General features: G+C 45.4%; 22 protein-coding genes and 1 pseudogene. 10 read left to right on the top strand and 13 right to left on the bottom strand.

From position 1 onward, the window contains the following. From JGK14_RS34120 to JGK14_RS25310, 13 genes and pseudogenes are all read right to left on the bottom strand, one after another. Positions 1 to 164: Ig-like domain-containing protein (locus tag JGK14_RS34120; RefSeq protein WP_442921482.1), on the bottom strand; the 164-nt coding region annotated here is incomplete at its 3' end. A 2-nt stretch (positions 165 to 166) separates the two neighbouring features. Continuing rightward, complete coding sequence (locus JGK14_RS25365; RefSeq protein WP_325315619.1) at positions 167 to 823, bottom strand: cadherin-like domain-containing protein; 657 nt, start codon at positions 821 to 823, stop codon at positions 167 to 169. Further along, the gene (locus JGK14_RS34115) at positions 804 to 1,232 is read right to left on the bottom strand and encodes an Ig-like domain-containing protein (protein WP_442921481.1); all 429 of its coding nucleotides are present in this window, start codon (positions 1,230 to 1,232) and stop codon (positions 804 to 806) included. Before JGK14_RS34115 ends, JGK14_RS25365 begins: the two co-directional genes overlap by 20 nt. Further along, a pseudogene (locus JGK14_RS25355) lies at positions 1,205 to 3,319 on the bottom strand (cadherin-like domain-containing protein); the annotation flags it as partial. The pseudogene JGK14_RS25355 and the gene JGK14_RS34115, both read right to left, overlap by 28 nt. 1,009 nt (positions 3,320 to 4,328) lie before the next feature. After that, positions 4,329 to 4,535, bottom strand: a complete 207-nt coding sequence (locus JGK14_RS25350) for a hypothetical protein (RefSeq protein ID WP_293218750.1) — start codon at positions 4,533 to 4,535, stop codon at positions 4,329 to 4,331. 189 nt (positions 4,536 to 4,724) lie between these two features. Beyond that, positions 4,725 to 6,047, bottom strand: coding sequence for a CO2 hydration protein (locus JGK14_RS25345; protein ID WP_293218748.1), 1,323 nt, complete (start codon positions 6,045 to 6,047; stop codon positions 4,725 to 4,727). Positions 6,048 to 6,528: 481 nt separating this feature from the next. Then, positions 6,529 to 8,034, bottom strand: coding sequence for an NADH-quinone oxidoreductase subunit M (locus tag JGK14_RS25340; RefSeq protein WP_293182017.1), 1,506 nt, complete (start codon positions 8,032 to 8,034; stop codon positions 6,529 to 6,531). A 236-nt stretch (positions 8,035 to 8,270) separates the two neighbouring features. Further along, positions 8,271 to 8,990, bottom strand: a complete 720-nt coding sequence (locus JGK14_RS25335) for a carbonic anhydrase (RefSeq protein ID WP_293218746.1) — start codon at positions 8,988 to 8,990, stop codon at positions 8,271 to 8,273. Positions 8,991 to 9,094: 104 nt separating this feature from the next. Continuing rightward, positions 9,095 to 10,954 carry an NAD(P)H-quinone oxidoreductase subunit F gene (locus JGK14_RS25330; protein WP_293218744.1) on the bottom strand — a complete coding sequence of 620 codons (1,860 nt, stop codon included), beginning with the start codon at positions 10,952 to 10,954 and terminating at the stop codon, positions 9,095 to 9,097. 388 nt (positions 10,955 to 11,342) lie between these two features. Continuing rightward, positions 11,343 to 12,326, bottom strand: coding sequence for a glycosyltransferase (locus JGK14_RS25325; RefSeq protein ID WP_293277186.1), 984 nt, complete (start codon positions 12,324 to 12,326; stop codon positions 11,343 to 11,345). A 164-nt stretch (positions 12,327 to 12,490) separates the two neighbouring features. Continuing rightward, entirely contained in the window at positions 12,491 to 13,198 is a 708-nt protein-coding gene (locus JGK14_RS25320) for a L,D-transpeptidase family protein (RefSeq protein ID WP_293182009.1), read from the bottom strand. Positions 13,199 to 13,615: 417 nt separating this feature from the next. Further along, entirely contained in the window at positions 13,616 to 14,731 is a 1,116-nt protein-coding gene (gene mraY, locus JGK14_RS25315) for a phospho-N-acetylmuramoyl-pentapeptide-transferase (protein ID WP_293182007.1), read from the bottom strand. Between the two features lie 257 nt (positions 14,732 to 14,988). Continuing rightward, entirely contained in the window at positions 14,989 to 15,228 is a 240-nt protein-coding gene (locus JGK14_RS25310; protein ID WP_293157481.1) for a DUF3134 domain-containing protein, read from the bottom strand. Positions 15,229 to 15,623: 395 nt separating this feature from the next. Between JGK14_RS25310 and JGK14_RS25305 the strand changes: the two genes are divergently transcribed. The 10 genes from JGK14_RS25305 (at position 15,624) to JGK14_RS25260 (ending at position 25,423) form a co-directional block, all read left to right on the top strand. Continuing rightward, positions 15,624 to 17,303 (top strand): glycosyltransferase family 4 protein, encoded by a 1,680-nt coding sequence (locus JGK14_RS25305; RefSeq protein WP_293281768.1) that lies wholly within the window; start codon positions 15,624 to 15,626, stop codon positions 17,301 to 17,303. A 340-nt stretch (positions 17,304 to 17,643) separates the two neighbouring features. Further along, on the top strand, positions 17,644 to 18,228 hold the full coding sequence (locus JGK14_RS25300) for a PAP/fibrillin family protein (RefSeq protein WP_293206790.1): 585 nt from the start codon (positions 17,644 to 17,646) through the stop codon (positions 18,226 to 18,228). A 148-nt stretch (positions 18,229 to 18,376) separates the two neighbouring features. Then, the gene (locus JGK14_RS25295; RefSeq protein ID WP_293182002.1) at positions 18,377 to 18,682 is read left to right on the top strand and encodes a DUF433 domain-containing protein; all 306 of its coding nucleotides are present in this window, start codon (positions 18,377 to 18,379) and stop codon (positions 18,680 to 18,682) included. Then, positions 18,679 to 19,044 (top strand): DUF5615 family PIN-like protein, encoded by a 366-nt coding sequence (locus tag JGK14_RS25290; RefSeq protein WP_293181999.1) that lies wholly within the window; start codon positions 18,679 to 18,681, stop codon positions 19,042 to 19,044. Before JGK14_RS25295 ends, JGK14_RS25290 begins: the two co-directional genes overlap by 4 nt. Positions 19,045 to 19,345: 301 nt before the next feature. Further along, positions 19,346 to 19,570 carry a hypothetical protein gene (locus JGK14_RS25285; protein WP_293181997.1) on the top strand — a complete coding sequence of 75 codons (225 nt, stop codon included), beginning with the start codon at positions 19,346 to 19,348 and terminating at the stop codon, positions 19,568 to 19,570. Positions 19,571 to 19,762: 192 nt separating this feature from the next. Further along, positions 19,763 to 20,431, top strand: coding sequence for a Uma2 family endonuclease (locus JGK14_RS25280; protein WP_293181995.1), 669 nt, complete (start codon positions 19,763 to 19,765; stop codon positions 20,429 to 20,431). 291 nt (positions 20,432 to 20,722) lie between these two features. Continuing rightward, complete coding sequence (locus tag JGK14_RS25275; RefSeq protein ID WP_293181993.1) at positions 20,723 to 20,992, top strand: type II toxin-antitoxin system ParD family antitoxin; 270 nt, start codon at positions 20,723 to 20,725, stop codon at positions 20,990 to 20,992. 437 nt (positions 20,993 to 21,429) lie between these two features. Next, on the top strand, positions 21,430 to 21,735 hold the full coding sequence (locus JGK14_RS25270; RefSeq protein ID WP_293181991.1) for a type II toxin-antitoxin system RelE/ParE family toxin: 306 nt from the start codon (positions 21,430 to 21,432) through the stop codon (positions 21,733 to 21,735). A 172-nt stretch (positions 21,736 to 21,907) separates the two neighbouring features. Next, positions 21,908 to 22,723, top strand: coding sequence for a PD-(D/E)XK nuclease family protein (locus JGK14_RS25265; RefSeq protein ID WP_293197216.1), 816 nt, complete (start codon positions 21,908 to 21,910; stop codon positions 22,721 to 22,723). Between the two features lie 123 nt (positions 22,724 to 22,846). Beyond that, a complete protein-coding gene (locus JGK14_RS25260; RefSeq protein ID WP_325315617.1) occupies positions 22,847 to 25,423 on the top strand; it encodes a single-stranded-DNA-specific exonuclease RecJ in 2,577 nt (858 codons plus the stop codon). The last annotated feature ends 102 nt before the right edge of the window (positions 25,424 to 25,525 follow it).

The following is a 25,525-nucleotide window of genomic DNA, read 5'->3' as shown; positions in this document are numbered from 1 at the left end:
ACCTTGCCGTTTTTGGGTAATGTTACCAGTTTGGCAGTCAACGGATCGCTGTTGGGGTCGCTGTCGTTGCCCAAGACTCCGGGGGCTGGAATATTGAGTATCTTGTTGTGGGGAGTGTTGTAGCGATCGCTATTTGCCTGCGGCTGCTGATTCGTGACATTGATACTTAGTTGGGGTCGCTGTCGTTGCCCAAGACTCCGGGGGCTGGAATATTGAGTGTCTTGTTGTGGGGAGTGTTGTAGCGATCGCTATTTGCCTGAGGCTGCTGATTCGTGACATTGATCTTGACCGGCACCGAAACAGGTGGGTTGATGCCGTCAGTGACGCTGTAGCTGAAGTTGTCTGTACCGATAAAACCTGGATTGGCAGTATAGCTGAAGGAACCGTCAGCCTTGAAATTGACCTTGCCGTTTTGGGGAAGTGACTCCACTGTGGCAGTCAAGGGGTCGCCGTTGGGGTCGCTATCGTTGCCCAGGACTCCGGGGGCTGGAACATTCAGTGCCTTGGTGTGGAGAGTTGTATAGTTGTCACTATTTGCTACTGGCGGCTGGTTGGTTAGCAACTTGGTGACGTTGATATTCACCGAAATGGCAGGAGATGCCAATATGCCGTCACTGATGCTGTAGCTAAAAATGTCTGTACCGGCAAAACCCGGATTGGGAGTATAGCTGAAGGAACCATCAGCCTTAAAATCGACCTTGCCATTTTTGGGGCCAGTTGATAAAGTTGCCGTCAGCGGGTCGCCGTCGAGGTCGCTGTCGTTGCCTAAGACACCTGCGATCGCAGAAACGTTGAGGGCAGTATCAAGTGAGGTACTGTACAACAGCCCCAGACGGCGATACTCCGTCGCTGACGCTGTAGCTGAAGTTGTCTGTACCTGCAAAACCCGGATTGGGAATATAGCTGAATGAACCGTCAGTATTGAAATTTACCTTGCCGTTAATTGGATTTGACAATACCTTGGCCGTCAGGATATCACCGTCGGGGTCGCTGTCGTTGCCTAATACTCCGGGGGCTTGCTGGTTGAATACCTTGGTGTGGGGAATCGTGTAATTGTCTGTTTGTCCGATCGGCGGCTGGTTGGTGACATTGAGATTGACGAAAATAGCGGGAGACGGCGATACTCCGTCGCTGACGCTGTAGGTGAAGTTGTCTGGCCCGGCAAAACCCGGATTGGGAGTGTAACTGAATGAACCGTCACTGTTGAAGTTGCAACAGCCCCAGACGGCGATACTCCGTCGCTGACGCTGTAGCTGAAGTTGTCTGTACCTGCAAAACCCGGATTGGGAATATAGCTGAATGAACCGTCAGCCTTAAAATCGACCTTGCCGTTGATTGGGTTTGACAATACCTTTGCCGTCAAGGGGTCGCCGTCGGGGTCGCTGTCGTTGCCTAATACTCCGGGGGCTTGTTGGTTGAATACCTTGGTGTGGGGAATCGTGTAATTGTCTGTTTGTCCAGCAGGTGGCTGGTTGGTAACAGTGAGGTTGACAGCAACAGCCCCAGACGGCGATACTCCGTCGCTGACGCTGTAGCTGAAGTTGTCTGGCCCTGCAAAACCCGGATTGGGAATATAGCTGAATGAACCGTCAGCCTTAAAATCGACCTTGCCGTTGCTGGGATTTGACAATACCTTGGCTGTCAAAATATCGCCGTCAGGGTCGCTGTCGTTGCCTAATACTCCGGGGGCTTGCTGGTTGAATACCTTGGTGTGGGGAATCGTGTAATTGTCTGTTTGTCCAGCAGGTGGCAAGTTGGTGAGATTGATGACGAAAGTTTGACTGGCGGATGTATCGACACCGCCGTTAGCTACGCCCCCATTATCTTTGAGATTGACAGCGATCTTAGCACTGCCGATCGCCCCTACGGCCGGTGTAAATGTTAGCGTGCCCGCCGAGTCGATCGCAGGTGGTACGCTAAACAAAGCAGCATTGTCATTCCCCGTAACTTGAAACGCGAGAGTTTGTCCCGACTCGTTGGCGGGGCCCCGAGAAATCGCCGTCGCCCAGCCGGGGATGGTTTGCGCGCTGGAGTTACTCTTGAGAGTGCGATCGCCCCCTTTGACAAACGAAGGTACATCATTGACTGGATTAACTGCGATCGTCGGTGCGATCGAATTAGTGCTAAACGGCGTTGTTCCTCCAGTAACTGAAGCGTTCACACCCACAGTACCGTTACCAACTCCATTCGTTCCATCCCACGCCCGCACCGTAATTGTTGGTTCGCTGCCAGCGATACTGTAATAATTTGGGTTGGGTACAAAGCGGACTTTCGCAGGCGTTTGCAGAGAAACCCGCGTTAAGTTGATGTTAGCTTGGGCCGAGGTTGTGTCGTCGCCGAGAAATAGAAAATTAGGAGTTTCATAGGGGTCGATCGCGCCAGTAAATGCAGCATAATTTCGCAGAGGCCCCGTTAGTATAACATTATTACTACCGTCCGAAAGAAAGTAATTGTCGCCTAAAACTTTCAGAGTATAGTTAGTAGCAAGATTTGTATTGTAAGCAGCATTTTCAGCAGCCACAAATAAGCTATTCGTTTGTCCGCCCGGATTGGGAGTAATTCCGTCTGCTTGAGCAAAGATATTGCCCGTAGTTGCAGATAGCTGCTGGAAACCGATTTCAATTGCTTTGCGATCGCTCGTAACGGTAACAATGCTAAAACCCGCCCGATTGGCATTGATACGGGCTTCGGAGATAATTTGCAGATTAAAAGATAAGCTAAATCCCTGCGTGCGATCGAGCGACGGAAATAACGGACTTAAAGGATTATTGGTATAGCCAGCATAGATATTATTAGCAGCCGTGCTGTTTAAATTAACTCCATTACCGCTTAATATTTCTGAAGCAATAGTGGTAGGAGCAATAATATTGGAGTTGGTCAAAGACAGCCAATTCTGAGAACTGGGAGTGCTGCCAAGCAAGCCATTATAAAGAGGCGTCGGGCCGAGTATTGTTGCTGAACTTTGCGACAATGGCCCAAAATTTGTCCAAGTATTGCCATTAGTTGAAAATTGCCAATTGCCGTTAGTATTGTCTGCTGCTGTGACTGCGACACCCAACGGATCGCTATTAACATCAGCGCCTAACTGGCTAGTGATATTGAAAATACTAAAACCCGTGTTAGCTACATTTTCTATGTCCTCATTAATTGCAGTTAAACTATTAGCGTTAGAATTTGTTAAAGTTGGAGCGCTGTTGAGCTGCGGGTTGCGGAGGCTGTTAATATAAATAGTGTTAATTCCGAAATTGGGTACGCCGAGAGAACCGGAAGTGTTAACAGCATAATTAGCAGTTTTATCCACACCACCGATCGCGCTCATGAATTCGACATTGCCACCGTTATTCGGAGCGGCAATTTTTACCTTAGCTGCATTGCCAAATGCTCCCAAACCAGTTGTCGGCCAGGCGATTGAATCAACAGAAGTAATTCCCGTACTGCTAGTATCTACCCAAACAGTATCTGACCCTGCAAAATCTCCTCCTAGCCGGTTATTGGCGACTAAAACATTATTTAGGTATGTACCACCTGCACCGTTATTTATCAACAATTTAATGTTCCAATCAGCATCATTCCCGCCAGGAACTGGATTGTAGCTAATATCATTGACTGGAATCACATTTGAGCCACCTATCGCAATTATTGTTCCTGCCTTGAAGACAGAAGCAATATTCGCCATATTCACAAATTGATAAGCAGAAAGTTTAAATTCTGGCGGATCTTGCGAATCGCCAATAAAATAGGATTGAAGCTGAGCTACTGTTAAGTCTTCAGTTAGTAAAATTTCCACATACTCGTCGCCCTGAAAATTGCCGTCACGGCGGAATTCATTAATAATTATCTGTCCCATTTCGATGTGCCTATATTTAATATAAGAATCCAATCGAATGTGGCAAGCACATTCAACTCCGTGCAAAATTCAAGCAGGAGAGTATTTTGTTCTCTACCGATAACCTGCCTTTTAGTTCAGTCCTAAGGTGCGTCAGACCATTCGCTTGACACATCACAAAAAATGTGAAAAGCTAACGCATCCTACCCGACTGGCGGATTAGATGATTAAGACCTTAACGGAGTCCTACTGATGATTTATATGAATCAATCAACATAAAATAATTATTAATTTTACCTAATTAACCTTATAATGTCAAGCATTAAATAATCTCAATAAATATTGTATATAAAAATATGTTGATCGGGCAATCACTCGCAAATTTAAATCAAAAACAACCAGCAAATCATGTCACCTCCCATCGATCTTTGCTTTGATTGGCAAAACCTTAGTCAAATTTAAAGGTTATGAAAATCTATAGTGTATTCGCATCGGTAATTAATTAAAACACTTCGTCTTCAATTCCCACCCACCATTCGCCCAGATTCATTAAATCTTGGTGAAGATCGGTAAGTTCTTTGAGATATTCTTCAGTAGAAATTTGCGATCGCCTTTCTTGCAATTTTTTCATCCGGAGTTGCACCAACAGCCACGGTTTGGAAATCCCATCGGTTGCTTCGATATATTGGGCTAGGTCTTTGCTGTTCATATGTTCGATTTATTTCCTTAAAAAGACGGCGATTGAAATCGCGCCTACACAGACAAAACCCGCCTCCGCGGGTTGAATATTTGAAGAGTTGGCGGTTAAAATTATGTTACCTTCTTCAGTCCGCGGAGGCGGACATCGTTTGTGTAGACGCGGTTTCAACCGCCGTCTTCCCTCGCCCAAAAACATCTTTTACCTGTAATCCGAAGTCTGAATGTTTTTCAACTTCGCCGCATATTTCATGCCGTATTCCGGGCGGCAGAAGCGATCGATCTGAGACTCGAAAAACGCCCGATTTGCCTTCAAATGTTTCGGATTCGGGTCATCCAAAGGATACAGCAGCGCCGTCCGCAAAGCTTGAATAACCGCCGAAGTAACGCAGTACATCGATCGCTGGAACGTCACCCCAATCTGATTCAGGATATCATCTTCGCCGCGGCATCGCTGCCTGTAGAAATCCATCAAATAAGGCGGCAGGAAGTGCAGCATATCTTGGGCTAGCAGCGTCGGCGGGATGCCGGCAGTTCCTACAGGGAATTTGTCTGCATACAAAATACCGTAGTGGAAGTCTTTTTGGTCGTCGGGAACTTCCTTGGCTTGGGCGTTGTAAGATTTGGTTCCCCGGAACGGCGAAGTGCGGTAAAATACCGATTCTACGTAGGGTAGCGCTGCCTCGTACAGCCAAGTGAAACCTTTGGATTTTGGGATGATTTCGTAGGTTTCGCCGTCGATGAGAACGTGGTGGTAAATCGGACGACCGGCGATCGCAAATATACCATTTACCAGGAAATCCATCGCCTGGGGTACTGTGGTAATTTTCCCTTCGTCGTACAAGTCCGAAACTTCAAAAAACACGGGTGCCATTACTTCCCAGAATAAACCGAGATTGCTGTAATAAGACATCTGGCGGCACTGTTCCAAAAACATTTCGGGAAATGCTTTGTGCAGGCCCAGCATGAACGGGTCTTTTTTGAAGTAAGCTTTAATTGCGCGATCGGCATTTGCTTTGTATTCGTCGCTGTCGAGATAGGGGTCAAACTGGTTGACAGGAACGTACATCCCCCGGTGCCACAGCATTGACCTCATGCACTCTTCGGCAAATTCCATGTTAATGCGATCGTGCCACAAATGGTGAAACAAACGTGGCTTTTTGCCAGTTTCTCCATTTTCCATGAACTCCAAAAGTTCCGGGTGTGCGCTTCCAGTCCCCCGCCAAATCCGTAAATCTGCACCGTCACCTGAATAGTGATTTTGCAAGTCTAAATACTCCTGGGGTAAGAAGTATTTAAAGAAGGGAAGTGGGTTTAAAAATACCCGTTCCGCGATGTAAAGTAAATCCCGCCAATAGAAATCCATCGGTACCGCGTAGGCCTTCCAAATCGCGATGATTTGCATCAGATTTTCCGGCGTATCTGGAATCATCGCGCCGCCAGCTTCCAGTCTGTGAATGACTTCGGCAAATTCGTGTTTGGAAGGAGGCAGTTTAGTTGCTGGTTTAGTAGGAGTTTGTACCATTGTTTCTTCCTTGGTTTGAATGAATCTCAATATTTAGAAATATTCGCAAAGTCTGCGGCAGCGCAATGCTTGGAAGTTGCTAGTAGGGAAATTGCTGTAACTGCACCTGAATTTAGAATTTTTTGCGGTGTTCCAAACTTTTACACAGTTATGGTGGTAGTTGACTGGTTGTTTTTATTTTACCATAATTAGAATCCGAATTCATATCATGTCCGGTCGATCACCATAACAAAAATAGTTCGTAGTGCGGACTTAAGTCCGCTCCGGCTGCGGACTGAAGTCCGCACTACAAACTAATCTTATTGTGGTCAGTCCACCGGAGATGATATCAGAGGGAAGTTCGGTAACGAATTGTATAGCGGGTTTAACCGATTCAATGGATGAATGTTGAGGGAAGAAGGAAGATGGAAGAGAAAAGAAGGAAGAAGTAAGAAGGAAGAAAAAAGATTTTTCTGAGTTCCCGCTCTCCCCCTCTCCCATTCTATTTCTCAGATTGATAGCTGACAGCTACTTGAGTATATCTGCCCGTTGATAGAGTTACTGCCATCGCATTTGTAGTAGATTCGCTCCACTTCAGCAGCCACACTGGTTGAACTCCCAAGAAGAAAATGATTGCCGCTAAAACTAGGGCTGGCATATTTTCGGCAAACTTCACTGGAGGATAGTAAGCCGTGGCATTGTCCAACTTTCCAAAACAGGTGCGGTTGAGCAGAATTACAAAGTAAACTGCTGTTAACCCGGAGGCTAAAATGCACAGTAAAGTCGGAATTGGAAATGCTGAGAAACTGCCTTGAAATACTAAAAATTCGGCGATAAAACCGACTAAACCGGGAATTCCGGCGCTGGCCATGCCGCCCAAAACTAACAGCGAACTCGCTGTGGGTAAACCGCGCATCGGATTCATTAAGCCGTTGAGCACGTCCAAATCCCGTGTGCCGGCTTTGGTTTCGATGATGCCTACGAGATAAAACAGCAAGGCTAAAATCAAGCCGTGGCTTACCATTTGCCCGACAGCGCCGATTAAGGAGAGTTTGGTGCCGGCGGCGCAGGCGACGAGGATGTAGCCCATATGCCCGATCGAACTATAGGCTACCATGCGCTTGATATCTTTTTGGGCGATCGCGCTCAAAGCACCGTACATCACGCTCACCGTACCGATTATCGCTAAACCAGGAGCGACTATCGACCAAGTTTCGGGAAACATCTGCAAACCAAACCGCACTAAGCCGTAAGTTCCCAACTTCGCCAAAACACCTCCCAACAGAATTGCTGTTGCTGGCGAAGCTTCCACGTAGGCATCCGGCAGCCAAGTGTGGAGGGGCACTAAAGGAATTTTAATTGCCAACCCAAACAAGACAATTGTTAGCAAGATTAATTGCGTGTTTAAGGGCAAATCTTGAGTAGTAATTGCACTGTAATCGAAGTTTAAAGAGCCGCTCAGCCAAGCTACGCCCAAAAATCCGCCTAAAACTAAAAGTCCCGAAACTGCCGTGTAAATCAGAAACTTCATCGCAGCGTATTCGCGCTGTTTGCCGCCCCAAATCGCAATCAACAGGTAAAAAGGAATTAATTCTAGCTCGTAAAATAGGACGAACAGCAGCAAATTTTGAGACATCAAAGCTCCCGCCACCCCCGCATTGATCAGCAAAATCAAAGCGTAGTAAAGCTGGGGGCGAGCCATACCTTCACCAGTACCGTAAATCACTAATAGCGTCAGCAATCCGGTTAAAACTAACAGTGGCAAAGATAAGCCATCAATTCCCAAGTTGTAGCTCAAACCCAATTGCGGAATCCAAGGCAAATATTCTTGAAATTGCAGTCCCGCATTTGTCGTGTCAAATTGAGTTAGCAGCCAGAGATTCAACAGGAAAACGGCAGCAGCGAAGACGGAAGCGACGGAGCGCACCCGCATCGCATTCATTTTTCCGGGCAAGAACCCGACTACCGCAGCGCCCAACGCGGGCAACCAGAGCAACGCACTAAGCATAATGTGTGAAGAGTGAAGATTCAGTTGACAGTTGACAGTTGACAGTTGACAGTTGACAGTTGACAGTTGACAGTTGATAGTTGACAGTTGACAGTTGACAGTTGATAGTTGATAGTTGACAGTTGATAGTTAATATCTAAGTTTTTAGACAGTTTAAATTTTACTGCTTTCCCAAGAGGTTTTTCAACAGTTGGTATTTAACAATTGACAACTATCAACTATCAACTCTCAACTGTTTACGACTCAATCAAAATATTGACTGCACCAGTGTCTAAATCGTAATATCCACCAACCACCTTCAGCTTATTCTCTTGAATTAACTTTGAGATAACTGGAGATGCTTTCAGCCTTTTAGCTTGCAGCACCACATTGGCTTTGCAGGCATTTTCTAAACGATCGCCTGCTTCGCCTTTCGAGCTTTCTACAGCAGGCCTAATTGCGTCGAGCAAACTGCCAATTTGACCGGGAACTTGAGCGCCTTTGATGGTTGCATCTACTGCACCGCAACGTTTGTGACCGATTACTACCAGCACTTTTGCTCCCAACACCAGTGTGCCAAATTCCAGGCTGCCAATTTCTTCTGGAGTAGCCACATTTCCGGCTACGCGACATACAAATAAATCTCCCAATCCCTGATCGAAAATAATCTCAGAAGGAAAGCGGGAATCTGCACAGCCGAGAATAGCAGCAAATGGTTTTTGAGCTTTGGCAACTTCAACGAGGCGGGGTAAGTCTTGGTTGGGACTTTGGCGTTTTCTGTCAACAAATCGCTTGTTCCCCTCCATCAATTTTGCCAAAGCGACATCGGGAGTGAAGTCATTTTGAGCAATTGCTGGTTCGGGTGAAGCCACATCAGCACCTACTCGTGCTGCGAGTATTCCTGTACCTATTGCTCCTGCGACAAATTTGAGGGAGTTGCGCCGGGAAAGATTTACTTGTCTGCGATCGTCTTTCATGTATTCTGCCTTGTTGGATTGAGTTTGAAATCTTTATTCAAGACTTCATTTATTTAAGATTTTAGGTTAAAAGTGTCACCTAAAATCTTCAACTTTATATCTCTTTACCCGCCCACAATCAGCGAGAGGCGAGCCAACAGAGGCCAGCTTACGAGCAATCCTAAAAGTGCCACTCCGAAGAGAATTGTCAGGGCATAAAACTGAGTTTGACCCGTAACGTTGTATTTGAGGCTTTGCCCGCCGAAAACTGTGGCAAAACCGATTAAGTTAACGAATCCGTCAACAATATTGCGATCGAACCAGGATATGATTTGGGAAACCAGACCGACTGCAAATATTACTGTCACGCGGTAAAGTTGGGCGGTGTAAAAGTCGTAGGCAAAGAAGTCTTGCACGGCTTGAGAACCAATTCGCACTGGTTTTTCCCACTTTTCGTTCAGGTAAATAAATGCTCCGGCACCAATGCCGATCGCACTTGACAAAGCTAACAGTCCGGCCGCAGTATAATTCAAAGTTGCCAAAGGCAGTAATTCCCAGGCGGCGAGCAAGTGTGGGACGTGCAAGGTAAATCCCATTAACACTGTCATCGGCAAGACAAAAGGCCAGGCAACTTCGGGGGAACGTTCGGTCATTTGCTTCGGTTTGCCACCGAAAACTAAACCGAAAACGCGCACTAAGCCAAAAGCAGTCACGCCGTTCACAAACAGCACTACTACTAACAGTGAAGGATGAGTTTTAGCAAGCCCGCCTGCTAATTCTGATAAAGCCCAGAAGCAGCCGAAGGGTGGCAGGCCCATCACTCCAGCGGCGCCAACAAGAAACGATATTCCCGATATCGGCCGCTTCGCCCACAAACCGCCGAGATATCGGACATCCTGAGTGATGCTGTTCCAAACTACTGAACCGATGCTCATCACCAACAAACCCATTGCTAAGGTGTAGGCAAAGATTAATGTCAAAGCTGTGTGGGTTTGTCCGGTACCGACGGCGATAAATACCAAGCCCATGTAAGAGCTAACTATATAGGAAAGCGTGCGCTTGATGTCGATTTGGGCGATCGCAATTAAAGACGCACCCACCGCCGTTGCAGCACCCACAATAATAGTTGTCTTCAGCCCGACGGGCGACAATGCAATCACGGGCTGCAATTTAATCAAAATCCAAGCACCGGTTTCCACAACCACTGTGTTCCGCAAAATCGTTGCCGGCAAAGGGCCTTCCATCGCCTCATCCAGCCACAGGTGCAGGGGAAACTGAGCGCATTTGCCCATCGGGCCGGCAATCAAAGTTAAACTCAACAGCGTCGCCACTGTGGGGTCAATGTTTGCAGTCTTAGCCCAAACTGCCAATTCGTCAAAATTCCAAGTTCCAGCCAGCGGCAGAATTGCAACTACTCCCATCAACAGGAATAAGTCTCCTACCCGCTTAGTCAAGAAAGCATCGCGGGCGCCCGTCACCACCAAAGACTGGTTGAACCACAGCCCGATTAGCAGGTAAGTTCCCAGAGTCAGGACTTCCAGAATCATGTAGCTGAAAAACAGAGAGTTGGACAAAACCAAGCCGCACATCCCCGCTTCAAACAGCCCCATCAGGGAAAAGAACCTAGCCCAGCCCCAGTCCATTTCCATGTAGCCGACTGCATAAATCTGCGCCAGAAAATTCAGTCCCGTAATCAAAACTGTCGCCCCGACGGTGACAGCAGAAATGTCTACGGGAATGGTTAAGTCTAAACCTGCCACATTCAGCCAGGGAATGAACTGGTGTTGTGCCGGTTGGTTCCAGATAGCTGTCAGGGCGATGACGCCGTGAAGGAAAGCGAAGAAAGTTAAGATGGCGTTTACGTAACCGGAGGGTCTAGGCCCCGTGCGGCGAGTTACTGCTGGAAACCACAATATCGACAGAAATGCGCCGATGAGTGGATAGCAAGGTATAAACCAAACGGTCTGGAGTAGGATTTGAGCCATTGGCACTACCTGTAATTGTTACAAAACTTGAAAAATCTGAGAATAATCTCGACGCCAGAAGGCTGAGGCCATTCGCCAGAAGTAAAGAAATTTTGGGGGTAAATGCGAGTTTCTCGTCGTTCTGAAACTGCGCGCTTCAAAATAGACTTATTAATTTTATATTAAGGATTGCCTGAAATTTTCATATTTCCTAATTCAGCATACTTATATACAGATAAATTCTGCTTATCGGATGTAAAGATCAGACGGCGGTTGAAACCGCGCCTACACAAACGATGTCCGCCTCCGCGGACTCAAGAGAGAATAACATAGGATAGGTCTTCAACCGGCGTCCGGCGGGTTTTGCCTGTATAGACGCGGTTTCAACCGCCCAGTCTTCTTCTAAGGATTAAAGTCGCTCAATTTCCCGAGCTAGTTCTGGGAGTTTGGCTTGTCGCTGTCCGATCGCCCTTGCCCTGACATTTATGAGACCGATCGGCGTATTTAACAAATCTACCAGATCGGCACGGGCGATCCTCTTCGAGGGCTTCGCTAACGCACATTTAGCAGTAGCAACCGGCAATTCCTTTAACAGCCATCTAGCCAGCCGATACAAATATTCCCCTGTGGTGAATTCTCGCATCAAATCGACACCGTGGAGTTCGTGCAAATATTTATTCGACTCGCCGTAACGATACCATTGACTTTGTAACTGTTTTATTGTATTGCGGTGGCGGTGTCGGGCGATCGCATTTTCGGCAAAATACATTTTATAGGATGTTTCCCGCAAAATCCGCCAGCACAAATCCGCATCGCCACCGCTCGTAAGGTAGGGGCGAAACAAACCGACTTGTGCTAGAATTTCTCGGCGCACAGCTAAGTTAGCCGTTTGACCGTAGGGACAAAAAGGGTGAGCGAGAGTATGTTTTTGAGATAAAGTATTTTCGCGGGCGGCGTGTTTTTCTAAGAGAGTGTTACCGGGAAGGGCGAGGATTTCACCGCAGGTAATTCCTATTTCTAAGTTAGCGAATGGTTCGACTAAATTTTGCAACCATTGAGGTTCGGGGCGACAGTCTGCGTCGGTAAAGGCGATGATTTCGCCTGTTGAGGCGCGCATTCCTTTGTTTCTGGCTGCGTAGGAACTTTGAATCGTATTTTCGGTGAGATTGCGAATGGTGATTTGATTGAATCCCTCTTGCTTGGGGGATTTGGCTGCTGCTTGAAGGATAGTTGAAGTGTAATCGCGACTTTTGTTGTCTACTAAGAGATATTCTACTCTGTTTGTTGGATAAGTTTGCGATCGCAGACACTCAATTAAATCCGGCAAATCCGTCTCCCCGTTATAAACAGGTACCACAACCGAAACAATCGGTAAAAACTGCTCACTGTTCATTAATCCTCTCTGCTGGTTGTTGAGTCAATCAGGACTTGCATTCCTTACTACGAACCAGTTTGTAGTGAGGACTTCAGTCCTCTCTTGCCAGTTTGTAATGAGGACTTCAGTCCTCTCTGCTGCTTGTTGAGTCAATCAGGACTAAAGTCCTTACTACGAACCAGTTATCTAATAATTTCTACTTCTGTACCTTTTTGTACAAACTGATACAACTCGTCAACATCCTTATTTTCCAGAGAAACGCAACCCAAAGTCCAATTCGATCGCTCTTTGATAATTTTCTCTGAATTAGCAGGCACGCCGTGAATCCCAACCTCGCTGCCAATACTATCGTACCATTTGATTGTACCTGCTTGCTTGGCTTTGATATGTTTTCGCCAAGATTGTTTGCTGGGATAATCCAGCCAGATAAATTTCGACCAAGCTGCGTGAGGATAAAAATCTTTTATGCTAAAAATTCCTTCCGGCGTCCGCGAATCGCCTTCTTTTAGTTTATCGCCTGCGGGATTGCTGCCAAATACAACAGGATAAGATTTGACAGGCTTTTTGTTTTCATAGACAGTCAATCTGTATTTTGATTTTTCCACCAGGATGGAAATTCTATTTTTATCTAACTTATCCGGTTCGCCTAAAATTTGTGATAGGGGTTTGCCGTAGTTGAATAAATTATCTGGTGGTAATTGGGTATGTAAAACATTTAACTCATCAGCCGGACAATTACTTAAGCAAAAAACATCTAAAATGTAGGGAATGGGAACAGCATAACCCAGTCTAACAAGTTTCCAGTAAAAAAAGGAACTCACAGTTAGCAATAGAATGCTGGCAGATGAAGCAATTATCCAAATATTGCCCTGTCTTTTTTTAAGTTCCATTGCATTAACTGGGGCTATTATAGCGGTTCTCAAAAAAGTGAGGTACGTTGTTGGGATGGGAGCCCTCTTATATTTATTATATAGTAAGCGAGGTCGCATCAAAAACTCCATTTATAGTCATACCTCATCTTTCTGATAAAGGCTATATCATCATTTTAGCTTATGAGCTTGGAACAGGCAAGATGCCTGTTCCACAACAGATTTAATATTAGTGGCACAGGCCGGAAAGCCTGTGATTTAGCTAGATTTAATATTAGTAGCACAGGCATCTTACCTGTTTTTTTATTCTATCTAAAACGGGCAAGATGCCCGTTCCACAACTGCATGAAGTTCTTGTGTAACGGGCATCTTATTTGTTTTTCAACATGGCTGTAAATATCAGCTACATATGCTGTAAAGTCTGTTACTAATCCGCTGTTAACTGTTGCCAGCCAACATCAAAATCATTAACACTAACACCCCGTTAGTTAAATAAAAGATACCAACCACCTGAGTTTCCAACCAGCCGCAGAGTTCTAGATGGTGGTGCAGGGGAGCCATTCTTAAAAGACGCTTGCCAATGCCATCAGGGCCTTTTGTAGCTTTATAATAAGCCACTTGAGCAATTACTGACACTGTTTCAATCAAGAAAATCCCACTGATTATTAATAATATCCAAAGGCTATTTGTTAATAAAGCTACCGCACCCAAAGCACCGCCCAAAGCCAACGCACCTGTATCGCCCATAAATACCCGGGCTGGATTGCGGTTGTGAGCTAAGAAACCGAAACAACTGCCGCTAATGCAGACACAAAATATCATTAATTCTGGCGAAGTTGATGCTACAGATGCACCTAATCCCAAAAGTGCGATCGCACCTAAACCTCCCATCAAACCATCAACGCCGTCGGTAAGATTAGTAGCATTGCTTTCGGCAACTAACACAAAACCAGCTAGCGGCCAAAACAAGAAACCTAAAGGCAATACCCAACCGAAAGGCAAAGCAATGTTCGTAGAAATAGTTGGATTGTGGAACATCAACCACAGACAAAAAAGAGCTGCAAAACCTACTTGCAAAGCCAATTTCATCCGAGGTGAAATACCTTTATTCGACTTGCGACGGAGAATTTGCCAATCGTCGAGCCAGCCGATGAAACCGTAAGCTAAAGTTAAAGCCGATACGGCAACAACATCTGAGTTAAATCTCGACCAAAGTAATGCTACTACGACTCCTGCTGGCACAAAAAATATGCCTCCCATTGTCGGCGTTCCCGCTTTTTTTAAGTGGGCTTGGGGGCCGTCTTCGCGAATTATTTGTCCGGCTTTCAGTTGCTGGAGTACGGGCACAACCAGATAACCTAAACCCGATGCAATGAGAGCACAAACAGCTAGTGGCATAAATAGCGATGCAGGCGCATCCAAAAATCTACCCGCTGCTACATCTAAACCGATCGCTACAATGCCGAGTCCCAAACCCAGCAGCAGGAATAAATTCCTGCCTGTAAGTTTGAAAGGCATAGTAAAAGGGATTTTCTCATCCACAAAGTTATCCATATCACTCCTCAACACACACCATTTGAGAATAAGCATTTGACAATTCGAGAATAGGGTGGGATACAGGAGATTGGGAAATCTCTTGGTTTTTTTTCCCTGTTTCTGGTTGATTCGTTGACCAGCCAAAAACGTTACAAGCCCTAAACTTCAGTAATCGATTCTCCCCAAATTTTAGACTCAAGTTCGGCTTCCGGTTATTCACGAAGCTGCAAGTGAATCTAAAATCTAAAATCTAAAATCGACTTACCATTCTACAGTTATTCGTCGCCTACACCCGCATCATCTTCTGCTTCTTCTTCTAAATCATCGTAAGGGCTGTCGTCAACTGCCATCAACTCGGAAATTTCTTCTTCGTGCAGATAGTCGGGTTCTTGGACATCCCTTGCTAAGAGGCGATTGTTAGATTCCAACCAGTCTAAAAGAGAAGATTGCTGCTTTAATGGAATTACATCGGCAGGTAAGTGGCGAGGTATTTGACGCAGAGATGGGTTGTACATGATTATCGGTTTCTAAAGACAAAGACGCGATCGAGATCGAGTAGAACTAATGTTGTGCCGACTGACTGCTCCTTCCATCGAACACTTGCAAATCGGGCATTTAGCAGAGCTAAGGCATTATACCACAGACACTCTTTGGTTCCGGATCGGATAGGATGGCTGACTGGTTCGGGCGATCGCCCCCAATCATGGGCGCCAGGATAACATTAAAATCCGATATTGCCAATCCCTCTTTAGCCATAAGTATTGTAATCTGAGGCGATCGTTTTTGAAAGTATCGCGGGACACTGGGCCAGCCAGCGGTTGGGTTAAAACAGTTTCCTGGTTTTGCGTCAAAGCCTTATGGTGAAAGCCTTTTACCTTCTTCAACCAATTCTCGAACAATAAATCTCAGGATGGATATAACAGCGGCGATTTTATACCACAAAGACGGTTACGACACCGGAGGGAAAAGACTTCTGGGGCGTCATTCAGCCGGAGAAGGATTTCTCAAAAGCTTAGTCCAACACGGTACTGCTGACTCTCTCTACTGCTGCACAGACAGCGAAGCAACATTTAAGGAGTTTTGTTCGCGCATCCAACCGTGGCTGCAACAACCTCGGAAAGTCCGCTGGATTTCGACGGATCGACTAGATTTGCTATCTCAACCAGGTACAATCTATCGACCCGATCCCGCCCTTGCCGATATGGTTTGGGGGCGCAGATTTGTCAATCAGCGGGCTTACAGCGTTTGTGGCGTTACCCATACGATCGCAACTAAGTATGTCATGGAGTCGATCGGCAATTTGATAACAGCACCGGTTCAACCTTGGGACGCCCTCATCTGCACCTCTAACGCCGTGAAAAACACAGTAGAAGGAGTTCTGAGGGAGTGGTCTGAGTATTTAGCGCAGCGCAACGGCGGTCAACCCGAAATTTTGGTGAAATTGCCAGTTATTCCCCTAGGAGTGGATTGCAGCGCGTTTCCGCAGGGTGTGGAAGCAGTCCAGGCGGGCGATCGACAACGACAAGAACTCGGCATTTCTCCGGGCGATATAGTCGTGCTATTTGTCGGGCGATTGACTTTCTCTGCCAAAGCTCATCCGGTACCAATGTACATCGCCTTGGAACGCGCCGCCCAACAAACAAAGGCGAAAATCCACTTAATTCAAGCCGGTTGGATCGAAGATCCGAGAGAAGAACCCGACTTTAAAAATAGCGCGAAAATCTTTTGTCCGTCGGTGAATGCTATTTTTGTAGATGGCAGAAAGCCGGAAATTAGAGTTAATATTTGGTCTGCCTCCGATATTTTTATTTCGCTGTCCGACAACATTCAAGAAACCTTCGGACTAACACCCATTGAAGCAATGGCCAACGGACTGCCGGCAATTGTTTCCGACTGGAACGGATACAAAGAATCAGTACGGCACGAAATCGACGGCTTCCGCATTCCCACACTCATCCCGCCCCCAGAAGCTTGTTTAGATTTAGCGCTAAATTATCTCGACGGAAGTTTGAATTGGCCGACTTACATGGGTCACACTTCCCTAGCCACAGCAGTTGATATTGACGCCTGCACCCGCGCTTTGTGCAAATTAATTGAAAACCCGGAATTGAGAAGGCGGATGGGTGAAAGTGCGAGACAAAGGGCGAGAGATATTTATGATTGGAAAGTAGTAATTGCTGCTTACGAACAGTTGTGGCGGGAATTAGCAGAAATTAGGGTTTCAGCACCAGAGTCTGCACCTGCAAAAGCCGGGAAGCCACCTTATCCGCTGGGGGACGATCCGTTTCGGGTGTTGGGTCATTATGCGACTAGAACTTTAACCGATGATACGATCTTGAGTCTCGGTGCGATCGCCACACCGGAACTGTTGAGACAGTTGCACACAATTTGGTTTACGAGCTTCGGTCAAGACCGGAGAATCTCTGTTAAAGTTCAGATAGAGATGTTGAATGCGATCGAGCAAAAGGGTTCTCTCAACGTCGGGGAAGTTCTCAGGCGTTATGCAACAAACGAGCAAGAATCAGCATACCTCTATCGGACGCTACTCTATCTTGTGAAATTTGGTGTTTTAGTCATTGGGAATGGGTAATTGGGAATTGGGAATTGGGAATTGGGCATAGGGCATCGGGCATGGGGCATCGGGCATTGATTGCTGGTTGGGGTGCATTTGATTAGTGAAGAGGGCGAAGCATGACCGCATATAAGTTATTAGTTATCATCCCATATGGACTGCGGTCATGCTTCGCCCCTACAGATATATTATTTGCCAAAACCAGATGCAGTCGCTGGGTGTTTTTTATGAGTTATTGGTATACTAATAACTAATAACTAATCACTAATCACTATTGACAACTAAGAGGGCGGGCCCGCACCATCCACCGCCCCTACGAACCGACAACTGTCAACTGTCAACTGTCAACTGTCAACTTATGCTTAAAAAATCTGCACTATTAGAGATAATTGCTGGTAAGAATCGCGGTTTGCTGGCGACTCCAAACGACAAACAGGCGATCTTAAGTGCGATCGCCCAATTGGAAGATTATAACCCCACACCACGCCCTGTAGAAGCCCCAGAGCTTTTAGATGGCGATTGGCGGTTGTTGTACACCAGCAGTCGCGCCCTGCTGAATCTTGACGGTTTTCCGTTGTTGAAATTGGGTCAAATTTATCAATCCATCCGCGTCAAAGAATCCAAAATTTACAACATTGCCGAACTTTACGGCTTGCCTTACTTAGAAGGAATAGTCAGCGTAGCCGCCAGATTTGAGGCGACTTCGGAACGGCGAGTGCAGGTGAAGTTTGAGCGATCGATTTTGGGTTTAAGCAGGTTAATCGGCTATGAATCTCCTGCTAAATATATCAATGAAATTGAGTCGGGGAAAAAATTCGCTGCTGTAGATTTTGGGTTAGATACTCGCGAACAGCAGGGATGGCTAGATGTTACTTATTTGGATAGCGATTTGCGGATCGGGCGCGGGAATGAAGGCAGTGTTTTTGTACTGACAAAAGAGTGATTTTGTGATGTTTGATTGAGTTCGATCGCTCTTAAGACTTCTCAAATTTTTAAGCAATTCTCGCTAGAATAGAAGCGTCAGGGGCATGAACACTTAGACATTTTCAGAATAAATCTATATAATCAAGTTAATTGAATTGAAAAAATGTATGACAACAACAACTGTAGTAGACATCGGGACTTTAATTATCCGCGATCGCAACCTTCGAGGCGGCCGTCCCATTATTGCTGAAACTGGTACTTCTGTCCGCCGCATCGCCGTTTTGTACAAGCAGGGTAATAGTGCGGAAGAAATTGCTAGGCTGATGACTCACTTATCGATCGCACAAGTTTATGCAGCTTTAACGTATTATCATGCTAATCGAGCAGAGATTGATACAGATTTAGCAGAGGAACAAGCAGCTTACGAACAGTTAGCAGAGTTACACTACAAAAACCTGAAGACAAATCCATGAGCATTATTCTACTGCTGCTAGACGAAGATGCTATGAATTCGGCTCTGCTTGATGCTCTACGCCTGCGGAGTGTTGATGTTATTTCTGTTGCAGAAATAGGAATGCTGTCTCGCAGGGATGAAGAAATTTTGTATTGGGCTAATAAAAATCATCGAGTAACCTATAGCTTTAATACTAGGGATTTTTATCGATTGCATACTGATTTGAACACCCAAGGGGAAGAACATATGGGGATAATCTTGGGACAGCAGAATTATTCAGTTGGGGAACAATTGCGTCGCTTGGTAAAAATTATAGCTAGTAAATCCGCAGAGGAAATGTACAATCAAGTTGAGTTTTTAAGTGCTTGGGGTGAAGAATAAGCGATCCCCTTAACTCATTCTCCTCAATTTATCTTTCTTTCATCCGCGTTTATCCGCGTTCATCTGCGGTTGAAAATCAAAAATGTATGACTTTTGCAAACAATTCAACACTTACTAAAATCCTCAAATCCACAGCCGATCGCAGCTTTAGATATGATAACCGTTAAAACTTAGCGTTAAGAATTGACAATTGACAATTATTGTGATATCTGCTTGAATTTTAATGGGAAAGGCGTTAGTACATTCCCGCCAAGAAACTTACTAACGCCCTTTCTGTACTCCTTACGAATACAACAAGATTATGCCACAAAACGGTTATCAACAGGGATTATCGGCGAATCCTAGTGCGATCGCGTACCAAAAACGGCTTTACCCTTGGGCGATCGCCAAACTCATGCCAAATATGCAGCGGACTGATGTGGGCAGGTTTCGCAGGCGATCGGATGCTGACGGGCACTTGCTGTGTCTGCGTCAACTCATGCCTCAAGCTTCGCTGCTGGTAGTCTTTGACTTGCAACCAGACTAACATTTGGGGCGATCGCGCGATCGCCCTCCCTCTAAAAATAGGGGCTTTTTTCGCGCGATCGCCCTCTAAAATTGGAAAGTTATGTGAGTTTGAGATTAAACTAAAAACTTTAAGCTAGGCTGCACAGGTTTTCATTGTTTAGCTAAAATCACATAAGCTAGTATAAAACTATCCTTAATTTGTTGGTGAATTATGACTGTCATAACTGCAAAATTCATCCTTCCTGAAGCGGGCAAAATTCCACAATGGCAAGCCGCAACATGGGAAGATTATGTTGCGGCTTGCGAAAATCCGTCTTTAGCGGAAGCCAAAATTTTTTTTCATGAAGGATATCTTTGGATCAATATGGGTAATGAAGGGCCTCAGCACGCCAGATTTAACGATCTGTTTACTATCATATTTTTTGTGTGGTTTACCACCAAAGTAGGACAAACTTTTGATTCTCTCAGCGGTTGTGTAATTGAAAAATCTAAAGTGGGTTCAGGTGCGCCAGATAAAGTTTTATACATTGGCGGAGATTTCCCGCAGTGGCAAAAAGGGGAACCTCGACGCATTAATCTCAATCAATGGCGAGTTCCCGATTTAGTTGCAGAGATTTCCGATACTACTTTGACGAGCGATTTAGATGAAAAAAAGCGCTTGTATGCTGCTTTAGGAATTCCTGAATATTGGGTAGTAGATATTAATGGCGTGAGAGTATTAGCATTTCGCTTGCAGGAGAATGGGAAGTATCAGGAATGCGAGTTTTCGGTAGCGCTTGAGGGATTGCCAATTGCTTTGCTTTCGGAGACTTTAAAGCTTTTGACTGAAGGAAATGGGACGGCGGCGATGTGGTTTGCTCAACAAATTGGGAATTTGTAGAGAGGTTGACGAAAAATGCCATCGCCCGCAGCTCACCATACTTTTTTCAAGCTCGACTTTAGGGCGGGCACAATTTATGAATATTTTGATATTTGTGCTAAGGTAAGTAAGTAGGCGGGATTCAACAGAGCTATGTAAAAATATGTAAACAGGGCTAATTTAGCCACGCTTAGGGCATTTGGATACTTGACAATCGTTTACATAATTGCGTTTTACAGCGCCTACATAGTTAATCTAAAAAATATGTCACGATCGTGCAGTAACCTTTCTATTAATTAAAGGAGCAAGTCAATGAATATTGTCTTAAAGCCGGAATACGAAGAGTTTATTCGATCGCAAATTCAAACCGGAAAATATGGCAGCGTTGAAGAATTAATTGGAGAAGCGATCTTACTTTTAAAACAACGAGAACAACGCATCGAAGAGCTGCGCCAGAAAATAGAAGTTGGAACTGCACAAATTGCTGAGGGAAAAGTGACAGACGGAGAACTTGTATTTGCCAGACTTCAAGAAAATATCGATAAAATGCAACAGTCAGGAGTGTCAGTAACCCTGCCCTAAAGGGACGCTCGCTTGTAAGAGCAATCAAGCAATCTGTGCCGATCGGCTATCGTCTTAACTGACTAGCATTATTTAAGTCATGACACTCCTTGAATGCGACGCTAGTTGTCCGGTATCTATACCTGATGAAGTATTAACATTGATGCCTCAAAACAAAACTCCTAAAGCAGAGATTGCATCAGGGGTTTTTTATTTGTACGGGCGATCTGAAGTGGGCGATCGACGTAACCTCGTTGTTTCAGCTCTTTGTGTAAAATAAGTAGTAGCGATATCGCTACAAACCATTGTATTCTCTTTCCCTTTCCCGCATACTAATAACTGAACAGAGGTCGCTAGATAAAAAACCTCTATCGGGGTTATGTCTATTCCAAAGTATACAAATACCTACTTCAACGGATTTTGGACGTTAAACAACTGTCTAGTCACAAGGAAAGCTAATGAACAGTTATACATTTTCCGATGAATCTGTCCGAGATTTGAATGAGATTTGCGATTATATTAGTCGAAATAATCCTAGGACAGCCAGCGAGCTTTTTGATGTGATTCGTCAAAAATGTAAACTTGTCGCTGAATTTCCCAATATGGGCAAACGCTATCACAGTTTAGCCCCCAACTTGCGCGGATTTATTGTTAGGGATTATTTGATTTTTTACTACCCCAGAGCGGACGGGATTAATATTGCTCGCGTGCTGCGGGGCGATCGAGACTTGGAATTATTGTTTTCAGAATTAGGGGAAGATTAATTAGCATTGGATCGCTCGTAAAGGGCGATCGCACTCATCGCACTCTCCTCCAAAAACGCGATCGCCCTAATTTATCTGCGTTTATCTCCGTCCATCTGCCGACATCTGCGGTCAAAAAAATATCGATACCCCTTACAATCACAAACAATCTAAAATATAAAATCATAAAAAAATGCTGCGACTCTCCCAAACCCAACTCAAAATCCTTGAAGAATGCCCCCGCAAATTCCAGCATAGCTACCTAGAACTACTCGCAAGCACCGCCTCCCCTGAACACAAAGAAAAACTCACATGGGGTAGCCACTTTCACCTTTTGATGCAGCAGCGAGAACTAGGATTGTCGATTGAATCCATCACCCAACAAGACCCAGAATTAGGACGATGTGTGGCAGCATTTATCAACGCCGCCCCCGAACTTTTTGCGAATTCAGAAAATAGCGACCAAATTTTCCGCCAAGCCGAGCACCCCCGCATCTTGATTTTTCAAGACTACCTATTCACCGTTATCTATGATTTGCTAATAGCCGAACCAAACGCTGCCCAAATTCTCGACTGGAAAACCTATCCCCGCCCTCAAAAATCAAAATGGATAGCCGAAAGTTGGCAAACCCGACTCTATTTATACGTTCTAGTAGAAACCAGTGACTATTCCCCGGAACAAGTTTCAATGACATACTGGTTCGTACAATTGCAAGGAGAAGAACCGCCGCAAAAACTCACATTTTCCTACAATCAAATAGAACACGATCGCACAAAACAAGATTTAATCCAAATATTGCAGCAGCTAACCGACTGGCGACAGCGCTATACCGAAGGTGGCGAATTCTTCCCCCAAGTACAAATTAGTTCCAATCTTTGCGATTCCTGTCAATTCGCCACTCGCTGCAACCGCACCCAAAATTCCAAAGCTTCCTCATCAAATCTTCCAGCAGAAACTCCCACAAATTGGTTGCCAAATCTTGCTATAATCGAGGAGATATCTATATAATATAACCTTTGACTATCCAAACTCTTTGGACTATCGCTGGGTGGGGGCGGGTTTATAGATATTGTCGATTTGAATTAAAGATTTTTGGTGAACCCGCCCCTACTTTAATTAATGAATTAACCTATGACACAACTACTTCAAGAATTGCAAAATCAACCCTTACCCCAACCCCCTGATTGGCTGATACAAGCTGTCAGAAATCACGCGCCAGAATTACCCGGAAACTATGCCGCTGCACTTCTCTATTATAGAGGAATTCAAAACCCGGAAGAAATACCAGGTTTCCTGAATCCCAAACTTTACCAACCAGCAAGTCCGTTTGAATTCGGACTAGAAATGAACTGGGCGATGGAAAGAATCCAGCAAGCAATAAACAGCGCCGAAAAAGTTGCAATTTGGGGAGATTTCGACGCGGACGGCATTACCTCAACTTCGGTACTTTGGGACGGATTGGGAGAGTTTTTTGTTCAAAATGACCAACTAACTTATTACATTCCCAACCGATTAACAGAATCTCACGGTCTTAATATTCCCGGAATAAACAATTTACATAAATCTGGAGTTAGCTTAATTATTACCTGCGATACTGGCAGCACAAATATCGCGGAAATCGAATATGCTACCAGCTTAAATATTGATACAATTATCACCGATCACCATACATTACCGGACGATCGCCCTCCAGCGACGGCAATCATCAATCCCCGGTACTTTTCGCCCAACCACCAACTGTTTAACCTGTCCGGCGTTGCGGTAGCTTACAAATTAATCGAAGCACTATACCACACATTGCCGGATATTCCGCAACGACCGCTGACCGATTTATTGGAGTTAGTGGCGATCGGCTTAATTGCCGATTTAGTCCAACTTACAGGAGATTGTCGCTACCTAGCACAACTCGGCATCGCACAACTGCAAAAACAAATCACAAATCCCACCCGTCCGGGAGTTGCAAAATTGCTCGAACTGTGCAAACGAGCGGGCGATCGCCCAACCGACATTTCCTTCGGCCTCGGCCCCCGAATCAACGCCGTCAGTCGCATTCAAGGATCCGCCAGCTTCTGCGTAGAACTCCTCACCAGCCGGGACAAAAAACGCTGCGAAGAACTAGCAAATCTAACCGAAATTGCCAACACCAGACGCAAATCTTTGCAAAAAGATGTGGCCAAAGATGCCGCCGAAAAACTAGCCAAACTAGACTTGTCAACCACCAGCGTCATCGTCCTCAGTGACCCACAATGGCCCGTAGGAGTATTAGGATTAGTGGCGGGACAAATCGCCCAAGAATACGGCCGCCCGGTAATTTTATTCTGCACGGAAGGAAGCGAAGAAATCAAAGAAACTATTCCAGAAACTAAATTTATAGATTCTTTTGACTCGGATTCCGAAACACTTTATCAATCTAAAATCCAAAATCCAAAATCTAAAATTGCCCGCGGTTCTGCCCGTTCCGCCAATCAAATCGACCTTTACCAATTAGTCAAAGACCAAGCGCATTTATTGGATAGATTCGGCGGTCATCCCTTTGCGGCTGGCTTGAGTCTCCCAGTTGAAAATATCCCGCTATTTACGGATGCTATAAATCAGCAACTGCGACAGCAATACAGCACGGATAGTTTGACATCGGCACCAGTTGTAGCGGACTTAAAAATTACTGTCGCGGAATTAGGCAAACAGTTATTTCAAGAACTGAAATTGCTTGAACCCTGCGGCATGGGCAATCCCGCACCAAAATTGCTGATTGAAAATTGCTGGTTTAAGAATATCTACAATAGAAATATTAAAGATTCACAGGGAAAAGAAGTAAAGTATATCAAAACTTCTTTTGAAATTTGGGATGAATCTAGTCATGCAGGATTTCCCGGCATTTGGTGGGGACATTACCGAGATGAAGTTCCCGAAGGGCGGTGCGATGCGACTGTCGAACTCGATTTCAATACTTATACGTCGAACTATGAAGTGCGGTTGATAGCAGTGCGGGAACGCACGGATGACAAACAAGTTAGTTCGCAGACTAAAATTGATTGGATATTGGACTGGCGCAAGATAAATAATAATAATGAAGAGTTGCTAGCAGTTATTAGCACACACTTGGAATCGGAAAGGCTGCCAGAAAATCTAGCGGACAATTCAGCAATGCTCGATCGCGAAAACTCGATTATCCTCAAAGAATGCCCCGCAAGCTGGGACGAATTGCGCGTCTGGTTTCGGCAAGCACAGCACACTCAGAAAAAACTCGCGATCGCCTATACTTTACCCCCATTGCTACCGCCGCAGCAAATCTGCCAACAGCTAATCGGCATCGCCAAATACCTCAGCCGCACCAACAAACCCGTCACCAGACAGCAACTAAGCCAAAAACTCGGCATCAGCGACACCTCGCTGCAACTTGGATTCACAACGTTAAAACATCTGGGTTTCAAAGTCAATTATCGCGATCGGGCTTTTCACATCACCAGACAACCCGAAGCCAGAGAAATCGGAGATCATACCTCCAAACCCTTATTCTCTAGCCCCTCAACTCAATTCTTAGTGCCAAATTCCCCCATCGCCGCCCGTTATGCAGCGCAATTCCTAGCAGCAGTCTGGGAAGAACAATTCCGGCGAAAATATTTCTGTGAAGTACCTCTTTCTACCATTGTGTCGATCGCCCGAGAGACCATTTTCCAAGAAGAAGATTATACAGACACTCTCTTCTAATTGGGGCTTGCTGAAAAATCAATCACATATTGCGTGGCATAGGTTTAGATGGCGCGAGGGAGAAAAAAGTGCAAGATAAACAGGTAATATAGATCAAAACCC

The sequence above is a fragment of the Microcoleus sp. PH2017_28_MFU_U_A genome (genome assembly GCF_020738035.1).
In the GTDB taxonomy this organism is placed as follows: domain Bacteria; phylum Cyanobacteriota; class Cyanobacteriia; order Cyanobacteriales; family Microcoleaceae; genus Microcoleus.
This window is presented reverse-complemented; position numbering and strand designations above follow the sequence as displayed.

Bases quoted from the DNA above. Each gene is read 5' to 3' on its own strand.
- JGK14_RS25350 (WP_293218750.1), bottom strand. From the start codon at position 4,535: ATGAACAGCAAAGACCTAGCCCAATATATCGAAGCAACCGATGGGATT.
- JGK14_RS25345 (WP_293218748.1), bottom strand. From the start codon at position 6,047: ATGGTACAAACTCCTACTAAACCAGCAACTAAACTGCCTCCTTCCAAA.
- JGK14_RS25340 (WP_293182017.1), bottom strand. From the start codon at position 8,034: ATGCTTAGTGCGTTGCTCTGGTTGCCCGCGTTGGGCGCTGCGGTAGTC.
- JGK14_RS25335 (WP_293218746.1), bottom strand. From the start codon at position 8,990: ATGAAAGACGATCGCAGACAAGTAAATCTTTCCCGGCGCAACTCCCTC.
- JGK14_RS25330 (WP_293218744.1), bottom strand. From the start codon at position 10,954: ATGGCTCAAATCCTACTCCAGACCGTTTGGTTTATACCTTGCTATCCA.
- JGK14_RS25325 (WP_293277186.1), bottom strand. From the start codon at position 12,326: ATGAACAGTGAGCAGTTTTTACCGATTGTTTCGGTTGTGGTACCTGTT.
- JGK14_RS25320 (WP_293182009.1), bottom strand. From the start codon at position 13,198: ATGGAACTTAAAAAAAGACAGGGCAATATTTGGATAATTGCTTCATCT.
- mraY (WP_293182007.1), bottom strand. From the start codon at position 14,731: ATGGATAACTTTGTGGATGAGAAAATCCCTTTTACTATGCCTTTCAAA.
- JGK14_RS25310 (WP_293157481.1), bottom strand. From the start codon at position 15,228: ATGTACAACCCATCTCTGCGTCAAATACCTCGCCACTTACCTGCCGAT.
- JGK14_RS25305 (WP_293281768.1), top strand. From the start codon at position 15,624: ATGGATATAACAGCGGCGATTTTATACCACAAAGACGGTTACGACACC.
- JGK14_RS25300 (WP_293206790.1), top strand. From the start codon at position 17,644: ATGCTTAAAAAATCTGCACTATTAGAGATAATTGCTGGTAAGAATCGC.
- JGK14_RS25295 (WP_293182002.1), top strand. From the start codon at position 18,377: ATGACAACAACAACTGTAGTAGACATCGGGACTTTAATTATCCGCGAT.
- JGK14_RS25290 (WP_293181999.1), top strand. From the start codon at position 18,679: ATGAGCATTATTCTACTGCTGCTAGACGAAGATGCTATGAATTCGGCT.
- JGK14_RS25285 (WP_293181997.1), top strand. From the start codon at position 19,346: ATGCCACAAAACGGTTATCAACAGGGATTATCGGCGAATCCTAGTGCG.
- JGK14_RS25280 (WP_293181995.1), top strand. From the start codon at position 19,763: ATGACTGTCATAACTGCAAAATTCATCCTTCCTGAAGCGGGCAAAATT.
- JGK14_RS25275 (WP_293181993.1), top strand. From the start codon at position 20,723: ATGAATATTGTCTTAAAGCCGGAATACGAAGAGTTTATTCGATCGCAA.
- JGK14_RS25270 (WP_293181991.1), top strand. From the start codon at position 21,430: ATGAACAGTTATACATTTTCCGATGAATCTGTCCGAGATTTGAATGAG.
- JGK14_RS25265 (WP_293197216.1), top strand. From the start codon at position 21,908: ATGCTGCGACTCTCCCAAACCCAACTCAAAATCCTTGAAGAATGCCCC.
- JGK14_RS25260 (WP_325315617.1), top strand. From the start codon at position 22,847: ATGACACAACTACTTCAAGAATTGCAAAATCAACCCTTACCCCAACCC.